The organism is Pseudonocardia oroxyli (assembly GCF_900102195.1).
Lineage (GTDB): Bacteria > Actinomycetota > Actinomycetes > Mycobacteriales > Pseudonocardiaceae > Pseudonocardia > Pseudonocardia oroxyli.
In genome coordinates, this window is the sequence record NZ_FNBE01000005.1 from 1 (window position 1) to 17,802 (window position 17,802).

Annotated in this window: 17 protein-coding genes; 7 read left to right on the forward strand and 10 right to left on the reverse strand. The window is 73.5% G+C overall.

What is annotated here, in order from left to right:
- On the forward strand, positions 1 to 522 hold a 522-nt coding region (locus BLS43_RS08995), incomplete at its 5' end, for a zinc-binding dehydrogenase (protein ID WP_143029983.1).
- 64 nt (positions 523 to 586) lie between these two features.
- Here BLS43_RS08995 and BLS43_RS09000 read toward each other — a convergent pair.
- Positions 587 to 2,977, reverse strand: a complete 2,391-nt coding sequence (locus tag BLS43_RS09000) for an AAA family ATPase (RefSeq protein WP_093080109.1) — start codon at positions 2,975 to 2,977, stop codon at positions 587 to 589.
- Positions 2,974 to 3,654, reverse strand: a complete 681-nt coding sequence (locus tag BLS43_RS09005; RefSeq protein ID WP_143029984.1) for a hypothetical protein — start codon at positions 3,652 to 3,654, stop codon at positions 2,974 to 2,976. The genes BLS43_RS09000 and BLS43_RS09005 overlap by 4 nt, the downstream gene beginning before the upstream one ends.
- Before the next feature lie 390 nt (positions 3,655 to 4,044).
- On the opposite strand from BLS43_RS09005, the gene BLS43_RS09010 reads away from it, so the two are divergent.
- From BLS43_RS09010 to BLS43_RS09020, 3 genes are all read left to right on the forward strand, one after another.
- Positions 4,045 to 5,364, forward strand: a complete 1,320-nt coding sequence (locus BLS43_RS09010) for a ferredoxin reductase family protein (RefSeq protein ID WP_176921242.1) — start codon at positions 4,045 to 4,047, stop codon at positions 5,362 to 5,364.
- 162 nt (positions 5,365 to 5,526) lie between these two features.
- Complete coding sequence (locus BLS43_RS09015; RefSeq protein ID WP_176921243.1) at positions 5,527 to 6,798, forward strand: DUF4142 domain-containing protein; 1,272 nt, start codon at positions 5,527 to 5,529, stop codon at positions 6,796 to 6,798.
- Complete coding sequence (locus tag BLS43_RS09020; RefSeq protein WP_093080126.1) at positions 6,798 to 7,715, forward strand: hypothetical protein; 918 nt, start codon at positions 6,798 to 6,800, stop codon at positions 7,713 to 7,715. The genes BLS43_RS09015 and BLS43_RS09020 overlap by 1 nt, the downstream gene beginning before the upstream one ends.
- 87 nt (positions 7,716 to 7,802) lie before the next feature.
- On the opposite strand, the gene pyrE is transcribed toward BLS43_RS09020, so the two are convergent.
- Genes pyrE through BLS43_RS09035 form a run of 3 tightly spaced genes read right to left on the reverse strand, consistent with a single transcriptional unit; the run spans position 7,803 to position 9,683 of the window.
- Entirely contained in the window at positions 7,803 to 8,375 is a 573-nt protein-coding gene (gene pyrE / locus BLS43_RS09025) for an orotate phosphoribosyltransferase (RefSeq protein WP_093080130.1), read from the reverse strand.
- 5 nt (positions 8,376 to 8,380) lie between these two features.
- Entirely contained in the window at positions 8,381 to 9,151 is a 771-nt protein-coding gene (locus tag BLS43_RS09030) for an SDR family NAD(P)-dependent oxidoreductase (RefSeq protein WP_093080134.1), read from the reverse strand.
- A gap of 37 nt (positions 9,152 to 9,188) precedes the next feature.
- Positions 9,189 to 9,683 (reverse strand): VOC family protein, encoded by a 495-nt coding sequence (locus BLS43_RS09035; protein WP_093080138.1) that lies wholly within the window; start codon positions 9,681 to 9,683, stop codon positions 9,189 to 9,191.
- Between the two features lie 60 nt (positions 9,684 to 9,743).
- Between BLS43_RS09035 and BLS43_RS09040 the strand changes: the two genes are divergently transcribed.
- The gene (locus BLS43_RS09040) at positions 9,744 to 10,508 is read left to right on the forward strand and encodes a helix-turn-helix domain-containing protein (protein WP_093080142.1); all 765 of its coding nucleotides are present in this window, start codon (positions 9,744 to 9,746) and stop codon (positions 10,506 to 10,508) included.
- Here BLS43_RS09040 and BLS43_RS09045 read toward each other — a convergent pair.
- The 5 genes from BLS43_RS09045 to clpB form a co-directional block, all read right to left on the reverse strand.
- On the reverse strand, positions 10,505 to 11,173 hold the full coding sequence (locus BLS43_RS09045) for a type III secretion system chaperone family protein (RefSeq protein ID WP_093080146.1): 669 nt from the start codon (positions 11,171 to 11,173) through the stop codon (positions 10,505 to 10,507). The genes BLS43_RS09040 and BLS43_RS09045 overlap by 4 nt on opposite strands.
- A 48-nt stretch (positions 11,174 to 11,221) precedes the next feature.
- A complete protein-coding gene (locus tag BLS43_RS09050; protein WP_093080150.1) occupies positions 11,222 to 11,980 on the reverse strand; it encodes a hypothetical protein in 759 nt (252 codons plus the stop codon).
- Positions 11,981 to 11,982: 2 nt separating this feature from the next.
- Positions 11,983 to 12,297: a type VII secretion target gene (locus BLS43_RS29900; RefSeq protein ID WP_093080154.1), complete on the reverse strand. Its 315-nt coding sequence runs from the start codon at positions 12,295 to 12,297 to the stop codon at positions 11,983 to 11,985.
- Positions 12,294 to 12,596 carry a YbaB/EbfC family nucleoid-associated protein gene (locus tag BLS43_RS29905; RefSeq protein ID WP_093080159.1) on the reverse strand — a complete coding sequence of 101 codons (303 nt, stop codon included), beginning with the start codon at positions 12,594 to 12,596 and terminating at the stop codon, positions 12,294 to 12,296. The genes BLS43_RS29900 and BLS43_RS29905 overlap by 4 nt, the downstream gene beginning before the upstream one ends.
- A 145-nt stretch (positions 12,597 to 12,741) precedes the next feature.
- Entirely contained in the window at positions 12,742 to 15,354 is a 2,613-nt protein-coding gene (clpB, locus tag BLS43_RS09065; RefSeq protein WP_093080164.1) for an ATP-dependent chaperone ClpB, read from the reverse strand.
- Positions 15,355 to 15,483: 129 nt separating this feature from the next.
- Between clpB and BLS43_RS09070 the strand changes: the two genes are divergently transcribed.
- A complete protein-coding gene (locus BLS43_RS09070) occupies positions 15,484 to 16,746 on the forward strand; it encodes an ATP-binding protein (protein ID WP_093080169.1) in 1,263 nt (420 codons plus the stop codon).
- Positions 16,743 to 17,762 carry a tetratricopeptide repeat protein gene (locus tag BLS43_RS09075; protein WP_093080173.1) on the forward strand — a complete coding sequence of 340 codons (1,020 nt, stop codon included), beginning with the start codon at positions 16,743 to 16,745 and terminating at the stop codon, positions 17,760 to 17,762. The genes BLS43_RS09070 and BLS43_RS09075 overlap by 4 nt, the downstream gene beginning before the upstream one ends.
- Positions 17,763 to 17,802: the final 40 nt, after the last annotated feature.

Consider the following 17,802-nt stretch of genomic DNA (forward strand, 5'->3'; position numbering starts at 1 on the left):
CTCGGCCCGCGAGACACCTGCGTGGTGATCGGCGCCGGGGGCCTGGGGCACATCGGGATCCAGGTGCTGAAGGCGCTGAGCCCGGCCCGGCTGGTCGTACTGGACCGCAACCCCGACGCGGTGAAGCTGGCCGAGTCCATCGGCGCGGACCTCGCCATCGTGGCCGACGGCGGGCACGTCGACGAGGTGCTCGCGCTCGGCGGGGCGGAGGTGGTGGTCGACTTCGTCGGCGAGGGCGGCAGCACCGCCGAGGGACTGGCCATGACCAAGCCCGCCGGCGACTACCACGTCGTCGGATACGGGGAGAACCTCAACCTGCCGACGATCGACCTGGTCTCGGCGGAGAAGAACGTGGTGGGCAACCTGGTCGGCAGCTACAACGACCTCTGCGACCTCATGGAGCTCGCCGCGCGCGGCCTGGTCACCCTGCACACCCAGCGCTACGCCCTCGACGACTTCCAGCAGGCCATCACCGACCTGGACGAGGGCCGCGTGCGAGGGCGCGCCATCCTCGTCCCCTGACCCCCGGACACACGAACGGCGCTTTCGCTCACGAGGGCTGTGAGCGAGAGCGCCGTTCGTCGGGTTACTGCGCGGTGGCCGCGGCCGAGTGGCCCTCCTCGCGCTCGCGGATCGCGGGCAGCGCCAGCCGGACCGGGGCGTGGGCGCGGTGCGCGCCCGCCGCGGCGGCGTGGTACTCCTCCAGCTGGGACAGGAAGTCCGGGTCGGCGTAGATCCGGCCGTCGACGTTCACGCCCTCACGGCCGGTCAGGACCGCCTCGACGTCCTCGCCCGTGAGGGTCTTGTGCGTCTCCAGCGCGTGCGCGATGGCGAGCACGGACGCCCGGTTCTCCCGCAGGATCTCCTCGGCCTTGTCCAGCAGCCCGCCGAGGTGGTCCTCGATCCGGTCCGCGAGCGCGCGCCGGATGACCTCCTCGGTGGAGCCGTCCTTGCCGGGGGCGCCCTTGCCGCCGCCGGGCGAGCCGACCTCGAGGCGCCGGGCCGAGGAGTACGACGAGACCGTCGACCCCATGCCCCACATGCCCTCCATGAACGACGCCACGGTCGTCGCCGACTCGAGGTCGCCCGAGACGCCGGACGAGCTGTCGCCGTCGAAGAACATCCGCTCGCCGGCGAGCGAGGCCAGGGACACCAGGATGTCCGCCTCGTACTCCGAGCGCCACCGGGTGAACTGGTCCTCCGGCGGGATGCTCGCGACCATGCCGAGGTAGTCGGAGCCCTTCTCGATGGTCGCCAGGTCGATCTCCATGTGCTCGCGCACCCGGAAGGCGACGACGGCGTGGCAGCCCTCGTGCACGGCGACGGCGTGCCGCTCGCGCTCGATGTACTCCACGTCCTCGGGCGGGCCGAGCTCCTTGAGCTGCTTGGCCCGCATCAGGTCGCGGTAGGTGATGACCTCGCGGCCGTCCCGGATCGCGGTGATCAGGGCCTCGTTCACCAGGTCCTTGATCGTGGCGCCCGTGGCGTAGGGGGTGATCGTGGCGAGCTTGTCCAGGTGCTCCTCGGTGATCTCGTGGGGCACCTTGTCCAGGTAGCCCTTGTAGGTCATGATCCGGCCCGCCTTGGACGGGTAGCCGACCCGGTAGATCCGGTCGATGCGGCCCGGCCGCAGGAGCGCCTCGTCGAGGGACTCCGGCATGTTCGTGGCCATCATGACCAGGATCCGGTACTTGGGCGGCGGCTTGGGCCGCATGCCCAGCGCGCGCCTGCCCCACCGGTTCAGCAGGCCACGGGGCTTCTTCAGCCCGGACAGCTCGGTGAGCAGCGCCTGGAGCGTGCCGCCACCCCCGCCGCCGCCCTGCATCCCGCCCATCATGAAGCGGCTGGACGTCTCCTGCGGCGGCGGCACCGAGGACATCGAGTTGCGGAACAGCATCGACTGCGTGTCCCGGGACAGGTAGGAGAAGCCGTGGCAGCCCGAGCCGTGGAAGGGCGGGGGCGTGAACCCGCGCGGCGCCCCGCCGGGGGCGGTGCCCGCGAGGGTGCCGCGGTTGCCGAGCGCGTCCGCCTCGTCGAAGAAGACGATCACGCCGCCGTAGCGCAGCGAGAGCTTGCGCAGCTTGCGGAACAGCGACTTGACCTTGAGGATCCCGACGCCCATGAACATGTTGATGAAGGCGCCCGGGTCGACGAAGACGTAGGGCTTGCCGGTCTCGCCCGCGACGGCCTCGGCCATCAGCGTCTTGCCGGTGCCGGGCGGCCCCCAGAGCAGCAGACCGCCGGGCACGTACCCGCCCTTGGCCTCGATCTCCTCCGGCTTCTCGAGGAACATGATGTTCTCGCGGATGCGCTGGACCACGTGGTCCTGGCCCCAGACGTCCGTGAAGCGGGTCTTGATGTCGTCCGGGTAGTAGGTGTCCACACCGCCCCGGGAGAGCAGCCAGAACAGCCCGACGAACTGGAACGCGATGAAGAAGAACGCGAAGGCCAGCTGGAAGATGAACGGCAGCGCCTGGAAGAGCAGCGCGGGCGCCTGGAAGATCGCCAGGAACGGGGACGTGCCCAGCGCCGCGCCGGCGACCAGCGCCACCAGGACGATGAACGCGACCCACTTCAGCGCCCGGGCGACCCGGAAGCGGGTCCAGTCCGACCAGCGCCGCTTGAGCATCCGGTCGGTGCCGCCGAAGACCTTCTGGGTCCAGAAGACGTGGTAGGCCGACCACCGCTCCGAGAGGAAGTAGTGCAGCTGGCGCAGCACCTCGACCCCGGCCAGCCAGAGCAGCCACTGCGAGTCGACGAGCTCGATGCGCAGCGCGTCCGGGAACGTCATCAGCGGGTTGTCCGCCACCTGCGACCAGACGATCACGAAGAACGCGATGACCAGTAGCAGCAGGATCTTGGACCGGTCCCACAGGGACATCTTCTTGCGCTTCGCCTCGTACTTCGGCGGAGGCGGCTCGTGGTGCGCCGAGCCCTCGGGCTGCGGCGCGCCGACGGTGTCGTCAACGATGGTCATGGGCCCTCCCGGACCGTGAACGAGGAGACGACGCCGTCGATCTCGGACTGTCTCTTCTCGAAACAGTCAACCGAACAGCGTGCCAAGGCGAGATAAAGTTTGCTCGCGTCGTCGTTGAGATAGCCGGTCTGGTCGAAGATCTGGGGCTCGCCGCCGTTCACCCGGTAGGAGAACACCGAGTGCACGCCGCGGATCCCGTCGCCGGGGGTGAGCACCTCGTCGCCGAGCAGCGTGAAGCCGGTCAGGCCGCTCGCGGCCCCGCCGAGCTGCATCTGCTGGCGCGCCGACTGCGACACCGGGTAGATGAAGTCCCGCACGGTGTCCAGCGAGATCTGCCCGCGAGACTCCTCCGGGATCGGCTGGACGGTCACCAGGATCGCGGGCGACTCGGCCGCCTCGCCGATGATGTGGTTGAGCGACGGCTGCGCGTCCGAGTCGTAGGCCTCGATCCACACCCCCTGGGACGAGTCGTCCGCCGACTCGACCCCGAGCTGGCTGGCGACCTGGGCCGGGTCCACCTGTTTCCAGGAGGTCGGCACCTTCAGGTAGGTGCGGTCCGCGGAGTTCGTGACGTAGGTCCAGGACGGAGCCCCGCACCCGACGAGCAGGGTCAGTGCCGCCACGACCGCCACGACCGCCGCCCCGAGGAGTACGGGCCGCCCCGTACGTCCTGCCATGGATGTCCTCCCCCGCCGTGACTGTTCCGTGACCTTCGAGTATGCGGCACGAAACGCTCGCGACACTGCACCGTTCAGGTTGCGACCAGGTTTCGCCCCGGCCGGAGTGTGACCATCCCACCGCGCCGCGTCCAGGACGACTCGGGGGCGCCTTCGGCGTGGCGTGCGCCGTGCGGTCGGGGACGTCGGCGAGCGGGTGCGCGGTGCGACCGTTCGGCCTCGGTGCGTGGCGAACCTGAAGAGGTTGCTCGGCGAATGGAGCAATATTCGGGGCGTTCAGTCTCATTTCGGGCACGTGACCGACCGCCCGTCCCGCCTCGGACGCCGCCGCCCGGCGCCACCCTTAAGTTTCCGTACCCGACGCACGGCCCCTCCTTACCGTCGCTCGCCGTGGACAGGACGACTGAGCGGGAGAGCCGCGACGGGGCGCGCGGGGCGTGGGCGGCGGTGCTGCTCGTGGTCCTCGCCGGGCCCGCGGTGGCCTACCTGCTGACCTCGCCCACCACCGGACTGTGGAAGCAGCTGTCCTCGGTCACCGGCCTCGTCGCGCTGTCCGCGCTGGTCTGCACCGCGTGCCTCCCCTCGCGGCTGCGCGGCCTGACCCGGACGTTCGGCATCGAGACCGTCGTCGGGCTGCACCGCCAGCTCGGCATCCTGTGCGCGGTCCTGATCGCGCTGCACCTCGCCGCCGTCGTGGCGGCCAACCCGGCGCAGGTCGCCCTGCTGCTGGTGCCGTCGGCCCCGGCACGGGCGCAGGCGGCGGTCGGCGCGACCGTCGCCCTGGCGCTGCTGGTGGTGCTCGCGCTGGAGCGCCGCCGGATCCGGGCGCGCTACGAGGTCTGGCGCTGGATGCACCTGTTCCTCGCGGTGCTGGTGCTCGGCGGCTCCGCCCTGCACGTGCTGTGGCTCAAGCAGATGGTGACCGACGCCGTGATGGCGCCGATCCTCGCCGGGCTCGGCCTGCTCGTCGTCGCCGTGTTCGTGATGCGGTGGTGGGGCCGGTCGGTGCTCGAGCGCGGCGGCGAGTTCGTCGTGGCGCAGGTGCGGGCCGAGAACCCGACGGTCACCACCGTCGTGCTGTCCCCGCAGCTCCGGTTCTCCCCCGGACAGTTCGCCTGGATGCGGCTGCAGCGCTCCGCGGTGGAGGAGCACCCCTTCACCATCGCGAGCAGCGCGCACGATCCGCAGCACACCGAGTTCACGATCCGCGGCAACGGCGACTTCGCCGCCTCGGTGCGCGAGCTGCGGCCGGGGGACTCCGTGTGGGTCGACGGCCCGTACGGCTCCTTCACCTCCGACGCCGTGCCCACCCAGGGCCTCGTCCTCATCGCGGCGGGCGTGGGCATCACCCCGATGATGTCCATGCTGCGCACCGCCGCCGACCGGGGCGACCAGCGCCCGCACCGCCTGGTGTACGTGGCCCGCGACGCGGCCGACCTCCTGTTCCGCCAGGAGCTCGCGCAGCTGCGCCACTACCTCGACCTGGAGGTCACCGAGGTCCTGCGCAGGCCGTCGGCGACCTGGACCGGGGCGACGGGCGAGATCGACGTCGCGCTGCTGAACACCGTCCTGACGACCGTCGACGCCGCCCCGCGACTGGACTACTTCCTCTGCGGGCCGCCGTCGATGGTCGACGACGTGCTCGCCGCCCTCACCTCGATGGGCGTGCCCGACGACCGGATCCACACCGAACAGTTCGACATGGCCTGACCCCGCACCACCACCCCCGCACCACCCCGCAGTACCCGGCTCGCTCCCCCTCGTGCCGGGCAGGCTCCCCGCTCCCGTTCCGACGGGCGGGTCCGCAAGCTCCCCCTTGTGGGCCGCTCCCCCCGAAAGGTCCCCCCGATGTTGCACCGCATCCCACGCTCCGTGCGTTGGGTCCTGCTCGTCGCCGTCCTCGGCGCCATCACGGCCTCCGTGGTGCAGTCCTGGACGGCGGGCGCCCCCGGCGTCGGCGGCTGGCAGCAGACCCAGTGGGGTCCGCTCAGCCCCGCCGACCGCGACCTGCTGATCAAGGTCCGGCAGGCCGGTCTGTGGGAGGCCCCCACCGGCCAGCAGATGGCCCAGCAGGCGACCAACCCCCAGGTCAAGGAGACCGGACAGCACCTGGCCGAGCAGCACGCCGTGCTCGACCAGATCGTCCGCGGGGTCGCCGACAAGCTCGACGTCCAGCTCCCGAGCAGCCCCACGGCCCAGCAGGTCTCGTGGATGAACCAGATCAGCGGCGCAACGGGCGACAACTACGACCGGACCGCGGTGCAGATCGTCCGGATGGCGCACGGGATCGTCCTGCCGGTGATCGCCGAGGTGCGGGTCAGCACCCGCAACTCCGAGGTCAGGGCCTTCGCGGACACCGCCTTCCAGTACGTCACCACGCACATCGCGATGCTGGAGGCCACCGGTCTGGTGGACTACTCGGCGCTGCCCGCCCCGCCGTCCCCCGGCCTGTTCAGCGGGTCCGTCACGCCCGCCGACCTGATCGTCCCCGCGGTGGTGTTCCTGGCCTGCATCGGCGCCGCGACCGGGCTGATCGTGACGCTGCGCCGGGGCCGGAAGAGGAAGGGACCGGCCCCGGTGGCGCCCGCGACCGGCAGCCAGCTCGCGTCCCTGCACGCCCAGCCGATGGTGACCTTCCCCGAACCGCGCGGACGCGGCCGGGCGTCCCTGCCGGTCGGCGGCTCGCCCGCGGTGTCGCAGACCGGTGGGCACCGGCGTCGGCGGTCGCGCTCCGGCGCCGACAGCTCGGCCACCGGCGGCTTCCGCCGGGACGACTCCGGCGCCTTCCGCTGGGACGACGCACTGCGCACCGACCGCCCCGCCGACCTCGACTCCGGCGCCATCCCCACCCAGGCCACGGACTCGGGCGCCTTCCGGGCGACGCGGCGCTCCGCGGGCGGGACCGGCCGGTTCCGCGCCGCAGGATCGGCGGGCTCGTCGGACACCGGCGGCCACCGGGTCGGCGGCACCGCGACCGCGGTGAGCGACTCCGGCGGGTTCGGCGCCGTGTCGGACACCGGCGCCCGCCGCCGCGCCCGCTCCGCCACCTCCGGCAACTTCCGCTTCGACGACCTGCTCGGCGACGGCCACCCCGACCGCGCCGACCGCTCCCCCCACACCCCGACCCGAGGAATGACCCGCTGATGGCTCCCCTGACCGATCCCCAGACCCGCCGGATCAGGCGCGTGTTGGCCACCGCGGCGGCCGCGGCCGTCGTCGTGCTGGTTCCCACCGCCTGCGACTACGCGATCGCCTCCGACCGGATCCCGCAGAACTCGAACGGCGCCTCCGGCCAGCACTCCGGGCACGGCACGGTGGAGAACGCGTCCAGCTCGTCGTCCGGTTCCTCGTCCGGCGCGACCGCCACCGGGTCCGCCGAGCCGAGCACGTCGGAGGACCCGCAGGAGCAGCAGGAGACCGCGGCACCGACCAGCTCGAGTGCCGCCCCCACCTCCGCGGCCGAGCAGGGCGGGGAGGGCAAGAAGGACGACGAGAAGCCGGCCGCGCCCGCGAACAACGGGCTCGACGTCCTCGCCCGGGACTGCTCGAAGTCCCAGCTCCCGCCGCACGACGGGTTCCAGAAGGGCGACCGCTGCGTCGACACCGCCTTCGGCGAGGTCGGTTCCGCCGCGCAGAACCCGACCCTGCTCATCACCGAGTCGCCGGACACCATCAAGGCGGGCGAGGCCTTCGCCCTCACCGTGAGCACCCAGAACCTGATCCGCGACCGCTTCCTCGGCGCGGCGGCGGGCGGCTACTACCTGGAGAGCTCGGTCCTCGAGGGCGGCATCCAGCGCGGCCACTTCCACACCGCCTGCCGGGAGATCGGCAACGGCTCCGCGGCGCCCGACCCCGCCCCCGCACCCGCCTTCTTCCTCGCCACCCAGGACAACAAGGGCGGTGAGGGCGTGAGCGACGTGAAGGTCGAGATCCCGAAGCTCGACAAGCCCGGGAAGTACCAGTGCGCCGTGTGGGCGGGCGACGGCTCGCACCGCATCCCGATGATGGAGCGCGCGAACCAGATCCCGGCGTTCGACTCCGTGCGGATCACCGTCGAGTAGGCGTGTCCCGCCACTGATCCCGACCGAGGCCTGGCGGCCCGACCCGGCGTCGACGGCCGGGATGGGGCGGGCCCGCCGGACACCCCGTCAGAGGCCGAGGTCGGCGAGGCCGAGGAGCGCGCGGTACGGCGCGCCCTCGGCCTCGATCGCCTCCTTGGCACCGGTGTCCCGGTCGACGACGGTCACGACCCCCACGACCGTCGCCCCCGCCTCGCGGACGGCACGGACGGCCTGCAGCACCGAGCCGCCGGTCGTCGAGGTGTCCTCGACGACCAGGACCGCCCGGCCCGCGATGTCCGGGCCCTCGATCAGCCGCTGCATCCCGTGCTCCTTGGTGGCCTTGCGGACCACGAAGGCGTCGACCGGCAGCACGGCCGGGTCGTCGGCGCGCTCGGCCGCGGCGGCGTGCAGGATCGCGTCCGCCACCGGGTCCGCGCCCAGCGTCAGCCCGCCGACGGACGAGTAGGTCCAGTCCGCCGTCAGCGCCCGGAGCAGGCGCCCGATCAGCGGCGCCGCCTCGTGCTGCAGGGTGACCCGGCGCAGGTCGACGTAGTAGTCCGCCTCCTTGCCCGACGACAGGGTGACCCTGCCGTGCACGACGCCCAGCTCGCGGACGAGCTCGGCCAGCCGGAGCCGGTCGGTGTCGGTGTAGGTGCTCATAACCTCTATCGCTCCCGGTCGAAGGTGGCGACCAGCCTGCGGACCACGCGGCGGGGCAGCACGCCCACGACCGACGAGATGGCCTTGTACTGCAGGCTGGGGACGGACACGACCCGGCCATCCGCCAGGTCGGCCAGGCAGTCGTCCACGACCCGCGCGGCGTCGAGCCAGAGCGGGCCGGTGCGCGCGCCCGCGTCGATGCCCGCGCGCTCGTGGAACTCGGTGCGGACGAACCCGGGGCACAGCGCGAGCGCCCGCACCCCGGTGCCCACCAGGGAGTTGGCGACCCCCTCGGTGAACGCGGTGACCCACGCCTTGTCGGCGGTGTAGGTCGAGCCGCTGCCCGGCAGGAACCCGGCGACGCTCGACACGTTCACCACGGCGCCGCGGCCGCGGTCCACCATGCCGGGGACGACGGCGCGGGTCAGCCGCAGCACGCTCGTCACGTTCAGGTCGTGCTGGCGCTGCAGGTCCTCGACGGAGAGGGTGAGGAAGGACCCCGCCTGGCCCATGCCCGCGTTGTTGACCAGCAGGTCCACCGGGGCGACGTCCGGGTCCGCGAGCCTGCGCGCGACCCGGGCGAGCTGGTCGGGCTCGGTCAGGTCCGCGGCCAGCACCTCCACCGAGACCCCCGTCTCCCGGTGTCGGGCGGCGACCTCCTCCAGCCGCTCGACGGTGCGGGCGACGAGGACGAGGTCCCGGCCCTCGGCCGCGAGCCGATCGGCGAAGGCGGCACCGATGCCGGAGGTGGCTCCGGTGATCAAGGCGGTGGGCACGCGGTCGAGCCTATGCGGTCACGGGCCCGTCCGGGGACTAGCCCTGGGTGGCCGCCCACTCGGCGACCCGCCGGGCGCTCTCCTCCTCCGACAGGTCCTCGACCCGGCTCATCACCGACCAGCGCACGCCGAAGGGGTCGCGGATCGAGGCGTACCGGTCGCCGGAGACGAACGTGGTCAGCGGCTCCCGGATCACCGCCCCCGCCTTCTCGGCTGCCGCGACGACCGCGTCGGCGTCCGAGGTGTAGAGGCCGATCGAGTAGCAGTCGGCGTCCCCGGCGGGGGCCGCGACGAGGCCGTAGTCCGGGGAGGGCTCGCCGAGCTGCAGCCTGCCGGTGCCGAAGTCCAGGTCCGCGTGCGCCACGACGCCGCCGATCTCGGTCACGTCGACCACCCGGGCCCCGAACACGTCCCGGTAGAACTCGATGGCCTGCGCCGCCCCCGCGATCGCGAGGAAGGGGGTGAGGGTCGTGGCCCCGTGAGGGAGGCCGTCGGTGGTGTACTTGCCGGTGACGCCGCTGTGCTCGCTCATGTCGTCCAGTGTTCGGCAGGGTGCGGGGTGCCGGCTTGAACGGACGCGACAGGAGGGCACGTGGGCGACCCGCGCGACGGCCGCGGCATCCTCTACCCGGCCCGGCTCCCCACCTTCCAGCGCGTGCCCGCGGCACCGGAGCTCGCCGGCCTGGTGCGCTGGTTCTGGATCCCGCAATGGGACCTCGCCCCGGGCCGGACGTCTCGGCAGCAGGTCCTGCCCTTCCCGGCCTCGAACCTCGTGGTGCAGCCCGAGGGGGTGACCCTCGCCGGCCCGACGACCGGGATCTCCGCGCGCGACCTGCGGGGGACCGGCTGGGCGGTCGGGGCCCTGTTGCGCCCGGCCGCGCTGGCCGCACTGCACGCCGAGCCGCAGGAGGTCCGGGATCGCGAGATCCCGGTCGACGCGCCCGACCTGCACGCCGCCGTCGTCGGGGCCATGCCGGACGTGGGGGCCGCGGTGCACGCGTTCACCGACTGGGTGTCGGCGCACGTGCCCGCCCCCGACGCGGCGGCGGAGACGGCCAACGCCTTCGAGGACCTGATCGCGGACGATCCCGAGATCGTGCGGGTGGAGCAGGTGGCCGCACGGCTGGGGATGTCCATGCGCGGGGTGCAGCGGCTCGCCCGCCGCTACGTCGGGCTCCCGCCGCTGGCGGTGATCCGCCGCTACCGGCTCCAGGCCGCCGCCGAGCGGCTGCGCACCGACCCGGACACGACGATCGCGCAGGTGGCCGCGGACCTCGGCTACGCCGACCACGCCCACCTGACCGGTGACTTCCGCACCGTGCTGGGGCTGACGCCGAACTCGTACCGGCGCGGTTAGGCGGGGTGGCGGGCCTCGTCGAGGGCGTTCTCGAGAGCGGTCGCGACCTGCGCGACGTCCGCCAGCAGGTCCTGCGCCCGCTCCGGGCTGGTGTCGACGGGAGCGGCGGCGAGCACCCAGGCGTCCTCGGCCCAGACCAGCTCGATGTCGTCCCCCACCGCGTCGGACGCGTCCGCGACGCGCTGGGTGAGCAACGGGCGGATCGCGTCGGCGTCCGAGACGAAGGAGTAGCGCTCGCCGACCGGCTCCAGCAGGTCCAGGCCCGCGCCGCCGTGCGAGTCCGGCAGGGGCGCCGACGGCAGCCGCAGCTCGACGGCGGCGGGCAGCGGCTCGCGCAGCTCCACCGCCACCACCACCGCGTTGACCTTGCTCTGCTGCTCGTGGTCGAAGACGTAGCCCGCGCGGCCGCCCTCGGGCGTGGGGACGGTGCCCGCGGCGACCGCCCGGGCGATGCCGGGCCCGCCGTTCTGCACCGTGCCGTAGCGCCACTTGTTGGTCAGCAGGGAGTCCGAGTCGTGGTACTCCCAGTCGTGCACCGACGCCCAGCGCCTGCGGTCGCGGGCGCCCGGCTCCGCGGCGCCCCCGGCGCGCCGGTCGGCGAGGAGCAGGGCGACGCCCGCCAGCAACGCCACCACCGCGATCAGGAACCACACCCAGGTAGGCACGCCCGCGACCCTAGCGCTGCGACGCCCCGGAGTCCGGGAACGCCACGATCACCCGTCCGGGGACGTCGTCGGACCTGCGCCGAACGGCGCCGTGCTCGCCTGCTTGGTCCACTCCACGGCGGCGTCGCGCACCGGGAGGTGCGACACGAGCTCGCGCACCACGCCTGCGTCTCGCAGCAGCCCGGCGGACTCGAGCGCGAGCGTGGCGAGGAGGTCCTCCAGGCGCAGCGCCGCCCGCCCCGCGAGGACCAGGGCCTCCTGCACGACGGAGACGATCAGCGCGGGCAGCCCGACGCCCGAGGTCGCGAGGGTGGCGACCAGCCACCGCACCGCGGCGGCGAGGAAGTCCGCGATCGCGTCCCTGACCAGGGCGCGGACCGTGCCGACGGCGAGGCCGGCGAGCACGATCCGCTGCGCGACCGCATCGGCCCGGTCGGCCGCCTCCGCCAGCCGGTCGCCGAGGGCGCGCTCCGCCTCGGCGTAGCGCTGCGCGGCCCGCCCCTCCCAGGCCGGGGCGGCGCCGCGCCCAGCGGACTCGCGCCGCAGCATGTCCGCGGTCTCGCCCCAGCCCGCGGCCGCGGCGGTGATCGCCCCGGGGTCCCCGGCCAGCGCGTCGAGCGGTTCGCGCAGCCACGAGACGTGCTCGATGAGCCAGCCGAACCCCGCGGACGTGAACTCACCGAGGGGATCGCTCGCGAAGTCGACCGCGTCCAGGGCGAGCCCGACGCCCGCGGCGCCGAGCCCGACCGCGCCGTCCGCCCCGAGGACGTCCGCCACGCTGGACACGATCCCCGCACCCTCGAGCACGCTCAGCTCCCGGACCGTGGATCCGACGGCGCCGCGGCGAGCCCGACCGCCGCGGCACCGTCCGCGGCCCGGTAGGCCGCCGCCGCGGCCGCCAGCTCGTCGGCGACGAGGCGGAACTGGGCCACCGTCTCCCCGACGGCGTGCGCGCCCGCCTCGGCCGCGGCGCCCACCCCGAGCGCGAAGACCTCCCCGATCATCCCGAAGGAGCCCTCCGGGGCGGCGGCGGGCGGGGGATGGGCGGCCACCCGGTCCGCCGCGAGGTCCCGCTCGACGGCGTGTCCGGCGAGGAGGTCGGGGTCGACCCGGAACCCGCTCACCGGTCGAGGAGGGGGTCGAGGGCGCGCGCGGCGCGGCGGGCGACCTCGGCGGCGGCGTCCGCCGTGGCCTGCACGACGAGCATGCCGAGGCGCTCCCGGGGGACGGACTCGGCGGCCGGGCCGAAGGACAGCCCGCTGAGCGCGCCGGTGTGGTCGACGGTGGCGCTGACCGCCCCGTCCCGGCTGGTCACGGTGGCGGTGAGGGTGGTGATCTCGAGCTGGACCCGGGCCGCGCGCTCGCGCAGCTCGTCGAGCCGGTTGCGGTAGTCGGCGAGCCAGGCCCGCCCGTCGGTGGTCATGGCGGCGGACCGTAGACACCGCGCCCGCGGCCCGGGGCGTTTTCGCCGGAGCCGTTCGCGATCGAGAACACCCCGACGTCAGAACCCGCAGACACGAACGGCGCGTCCGCTCACCGGGGTGAGCGAACGCGCCGTTCGGCGGGGGTCACAGGGCGGCGGGGATGCCCTTGCCGACGATCAGCCCGCCGGTGCCGCCCTCGGCCGTGGGGTCGAGGTCGACGCGGACCGTGTCGCCCTCGCGCACCGTGCCGCCGAGCAGCTCCTTCGCCAGCTGGTCGCCGATGCTCGACTGCACGAGCCTGCGCAGCGGGCGGGCGCCGAAGACCGGGTCGAACCCGTTCATCGCCAGCCACTCGCGGGCACCCTCGGACACCTGCAGCACGAGCCGGCGCTTGGCCAGCCGGGTCCGCAGCACGTCCAGCTGGATGTCCACGATGTGCGTGAGCTCCGCGGTGGACAGCGCGTGGAAGACCACCACGTCGTCCAGCCGGTTGAGGAACTCGGGCTTGAAGTGCCCGCGCACCACGGACATGACCGCGTCCTTGCGCTCCCGGTCGTCCAGCCCCGGGTTCGCGATCGCCTGGCTGCCCAGGTTGGAGGTCAGCACCAGGATCGTGTTGCGGAAGTCCACGGTGCGGCCCTGGCCGTCGGTGAGGCGGCCGTCGTCGAGCACCTGCAGGAGCGTGTCGAAGACGTCCGGGTGGGCCTTCTCCACCTCGTCGAGCAGCACCACCGTGTACGGGCGGCGCCGCACGGCCTCGGTGAGCTGCCCGCCCTGGTCGTAGCCGACGTAGCCGGGGGGCGCACCGACGAGCCGGGCCACGGAGTGCTTCTCCGAGTACTCGCTCATGTCGATGCGGACCATGGCCCGCTCGTCGTCGAACAGGAACTCGGCGAGCGCCTTGGCCAGCTCGGTCTTGCCGACGCCGGTGGGCCCGAGGAAGAGGAACGAGCCGGTGGGCCGGTTCTCGTCCGCGATGCCCGCGCGGGCACGCCGGACCGCGTCCGACACCGCACGCACGGCCTCGGCCTGGCCGACGACGCGGCGCCCGAGCTCGTCCTCCATGCGCAGCAGCTTGGCGGTCTCGCCCTCGAGCATGCGGCCCGCGGGGATGCCGGTCCACGCACTGACGACGTCCGCGACGTCGTCCGGCCCGACCTCCTCCTTGAGCATGACGTCCTCGTGCCGCTCGATGACCTCGGTCTTCTCGGCGAGCTCCTTCTCCAGCGCGGGGATCCGGCCGTAGCGCAGCTCGGCGGCCTTGCCCAGGTCACCGTCCCGCTCGGCGCGGTCCGCCTCGCCCCGGAGCTGCTCCAGCTGCTCCTTGAGCTCGCGGGTCGCCTCGATCGCACCCTTCTCGTTCTGCCAGCGCGCGGTGAGCGCGGAGAGCTCCTCGCGCTTCTCCGCGAGCTCGGCGCGCAGCGCGGTCAGGCGCTCGGCGGAGGCGGCGTCGGACTCCTTCTCCAGCGCCATCTCCTCGATCTCGAGCCTGCGCACGGCACGCTCGACGGTGTCGATCTCGACGGGCCGGGAGTCGATCTCCATGCGGAGCCGGGACGCGGCCTCGTCGACCAGGTCGATCGCCTTGTCCGGCAGGAACCGCGCGGTGATGTAGCGGTCCGACAAGGTGGCGGCGGCGACGAGCGCGGTGTCGGTGATCCGGACGCCGTGGTGCACCTCGTAGCGCTCCTTGAGCCCACGCAGGATGCCGACGGTGTCCTCCACGGACGGCTCGCCCACCAGGACCTGCTGGAACCGCCGCTCCAGGGCGGGGTCCTTCTCGATGTGCTGGCGGTACTCGTCCAGCGTGGTGGCGCCGACCATGCGCAGCTCGCCGCGGGCGAGCATGGGCTTGATCATGTTGCCCGCGTCCATCGCGCCCTCGCCGGACGCGCCCGCACCGACGATGGTGTGCAGCTCGTCGATGAAGGTGATGACCTCACCGGCCGAGTCGGTGATCTCCTTGAGGACGGCCTTGAGCCGCTCCTCGAACTCACCGCGGTACTTGGCGCCCGCCACCATCGAGCCCAGGTCCAGGGCCACGACGCGCTTGCCGCGCAGGGACTCCGGCACGTCGCCCGCCACGATCCGCTGGGCCAGGCCCTCGACGATCGCGGTCTTGCCGACGCCCGGCTCGCCGATCAGCACGGGGTTGTTCTTGGTGCGCCGGGACAGCACCTGGACGACGCGGCGGATCTCGGTGTCCCGCCCGATGACGGGGTCGAGGCCGCCTTCGCGCGCCCGCGCGGTGAGGTCCTGGCCGTACTTCTCCAGCGCCTGGTAGGTGCTCTCGGGGTCGGCGTTGGTGACCCGGGACGAGCCGCGGACCTTGGTGAAGGCCTCCTTCAGCGCGTCCGGGGTGGCGCCGTGCCTGCTCAGCAGTGCAGCGACCGGGCCGCCCTTCTCGGCGAGCCCGACGAGCAGGTGCTCGGTCGAGACGTACTCGTCCCCCATCTCGGTGGCGAGCTGCTGGGCGGCGGTGATCGCCGCGAGGCCCTCGCGGTTGAGCTGGGGCGCGCTGACGCTGGAGCCGGACGCGCTCGGGAGCCGGTTGCCGAGCTGCGTGAGCTCGGACCGGACGCGGGCGGGGTCGGCCCCGACGGCGGACAGCAGCGGAGCGGCGATCCCGTCACCCTGGGCCAGCAAGGCACCGAGCAGGTGGGTGGGACCGACGTCCGGGTTCCCGGCGAGGGCCGCGGCCTGGGCGGCGGCGGAGATCGTCTGCTGGGTCTTGGTGGTGGGGTTGAAGGAATCCACCGATGTTCTCCTCGGATCGTGCGTGTCTCCGGGGTCATCGTAACCCCGTCGCTGTCTTCAACGGCAGGAAACTTGAGTCTGTTCCACTCAAGGCCAACTATTTTCCACGACCGGGGATACTGGTCCGCGATGACCGATCCGCTCCTCACCAGCCTGCTGGCCGCGGTCGAAGCCGCCCCCGCGGACGTCCCGCTCCGGCTGCACGTCGCGGAACTGTTGCTCGCCCGCGACCGGGCGGCGGAGGCGCTGCAGCACACCACGACCGCGCTCGCGAACGCGCCCGGCGACCCGGCCGCGCTCGCCCTGCTGCAGCGCGTCACGCGGGCGCTGTCGGACCCGCCGAACCCGCCCACCAACCCGCTCCCGACGGTGCACCCGCCGACGCAGCCGTTCCCGGTGCGGGCGCTGCCCGAGCCCACCGAGAACGACCCGGCGTCGTTCGACTGGGGGCAGGCCGAGGAGCAGGTCAAGGACTTCGCCCCGGCGCCCGCGTTCGTGGAGGAGGCGGGCGACCCGGTGGTCGCCGAGGCCGAGCGGCCCGCCGTCCGGCTCGCGGACGTCGGCGGGATGGAGCAGGTCAAGGAGCGCCTCGAGCTCTCCTTCCTCGGCCCGATGCGCAACCCGGAGATGGCGAAGGCCTTCGGCAAGAGCGCGAGCGGCGGCCTGCTGCTCTACGGCCCGCCCGGGTGCGGCAAGACCTTCCTCGCCCGCGCGGTGGCGGGCGAGCTGGGCGCGTCGTTCACCGAGATCGGGATCGCGGACGTCCTCGACATGTGGGTCGGCGCCTCCGAGCGCAACCTCAAGGCGGTGTTCGACGACGCCCGGCGCCGGGCCCCGCACGTCCTGTTCTTCGACGAGGTGGACGCGCTGGGCCAGAAGCGCTCCCACCTCACGCACAGCTCGTCGCTGCGCAACACCGTGAACACGCTGCTGGCCGAGATGTCCGGGGACAACGACGGCGTGTACGTCCTCGGGGCCACCAACCACCCGTGGGACATCGACTCGGCCCTGCGTCGGCCGGGCCGCTTCGACCGCATGGTGCTCGTCCTGCCGCCCGACGAGGGCGCCCGGGCCGCCATCCTGCGCCGCCACCTGGAGAAGCGGCCGGTCGAGGGCATCGACCTGGGGAAGCTGGTCAAGGCCACCGAGCACTTCTCCGGCGCCGATCTCGCCCACCTCGTCGAGACGGCGGCCGAGCGGGCGCTGGCGGACTCCATGCGCAGCGGACAGGTCCGGCCGCTGACCATGAAGGACCTCCAGGCCGCGCTCAAGGAGGTCCAGCCGAGCACCGGCCCGTGGTTCGCCACGGCCCGCAACGTGGCCCTGTTCGCCAACCACGACGGGTCGTACGACGACCTGGCGGCCTACCTCAAGAAGAACCGACGTCTGTGAGCGGGCCGTTCGACCTGGCGCTGCGGGCCGAGCAGCTCGGCCAGGTCGGCCGCCTCGCCGAGGCCGAGCAGGCGGCGCGCGAGGCCGTCGCGCTGGACCCGCAGGACCCGCGGCTGCTGGGCACACTGTCCTCGACGCTGCTGCTGGCGAAGCGGTACGCGGAAGGGCTCGCCGTCGCCGAGGCCGCGTGCGCCGCGGGCCCCGAACTGGAGCGCTCGCACCGGCTGCGTGCCCTGCACCTGTCGCTGCTCGGCAGGCACGCCGAGGCGCTCCAGGCCGGGTACGTCTCCGTCTCCCTGTCGCCGGACGAGCCCGCCGCCGCCCACGGCTACGCGAAGGTCCTGCAGCGCGCGGGGCGCCCCGCGGACGCGGTGCAGGTGGCGCGGCGGGTGGTGGAGCTGGATCCCGACTCGGCGGCGGCGCACCTGCTGCTCGCGGACTGCGCCAGCGACCTGCGGGACAAGGCGCACCGGGACCTGGCCCGCCGGGAGTACGAGGCCACGCTGCGGATCGACCCGGAGAACGCGGCGGCGAAGCACGATCTCGCCCTGCTCGACGCCCGCGGCCGCCGCCCCGCGAAGGCCCTCGCCGGGCTGATCGCGGCCGGCCGGCTGGACCCCACCATGCCGGAGGTCGCGCGGACCGTCGTCGTGGTGCTGTGGCAGCTGTCCTGGCGCCTGCGGATGTGGCTGTTCGTGGTCACGATCGTCACCCTCGGCGCCTCGCTGGGCTCGACGACCGGGGCGCGCGTCTCCGCGGCGGTCGTGCTCGTGCTCACCGCGGCGCTGACCTGGTGGACCACCCGCGACCTGCCGCGCCGCACCTGGCCGGTGGTGCGCAAGGCCGTCGGCACGGACCGCGCGCTGACGGTCACCTACGTGGCGCTCGCGCTGTGTCTCCTGCTCTACGTCGGCGCCCTGGCCAGCGGGTTCGGCCTCATGGTCGCCGGGGTGTGGATCATCCTGATCGCGCTGGGGTGGCTGGCCCTGGGCGTCCGGGCCTTCCGCAGGTCCTGACCCGTGAGCGGCGGCCGGGTGTCGGCAGCCGCCGGAGGCG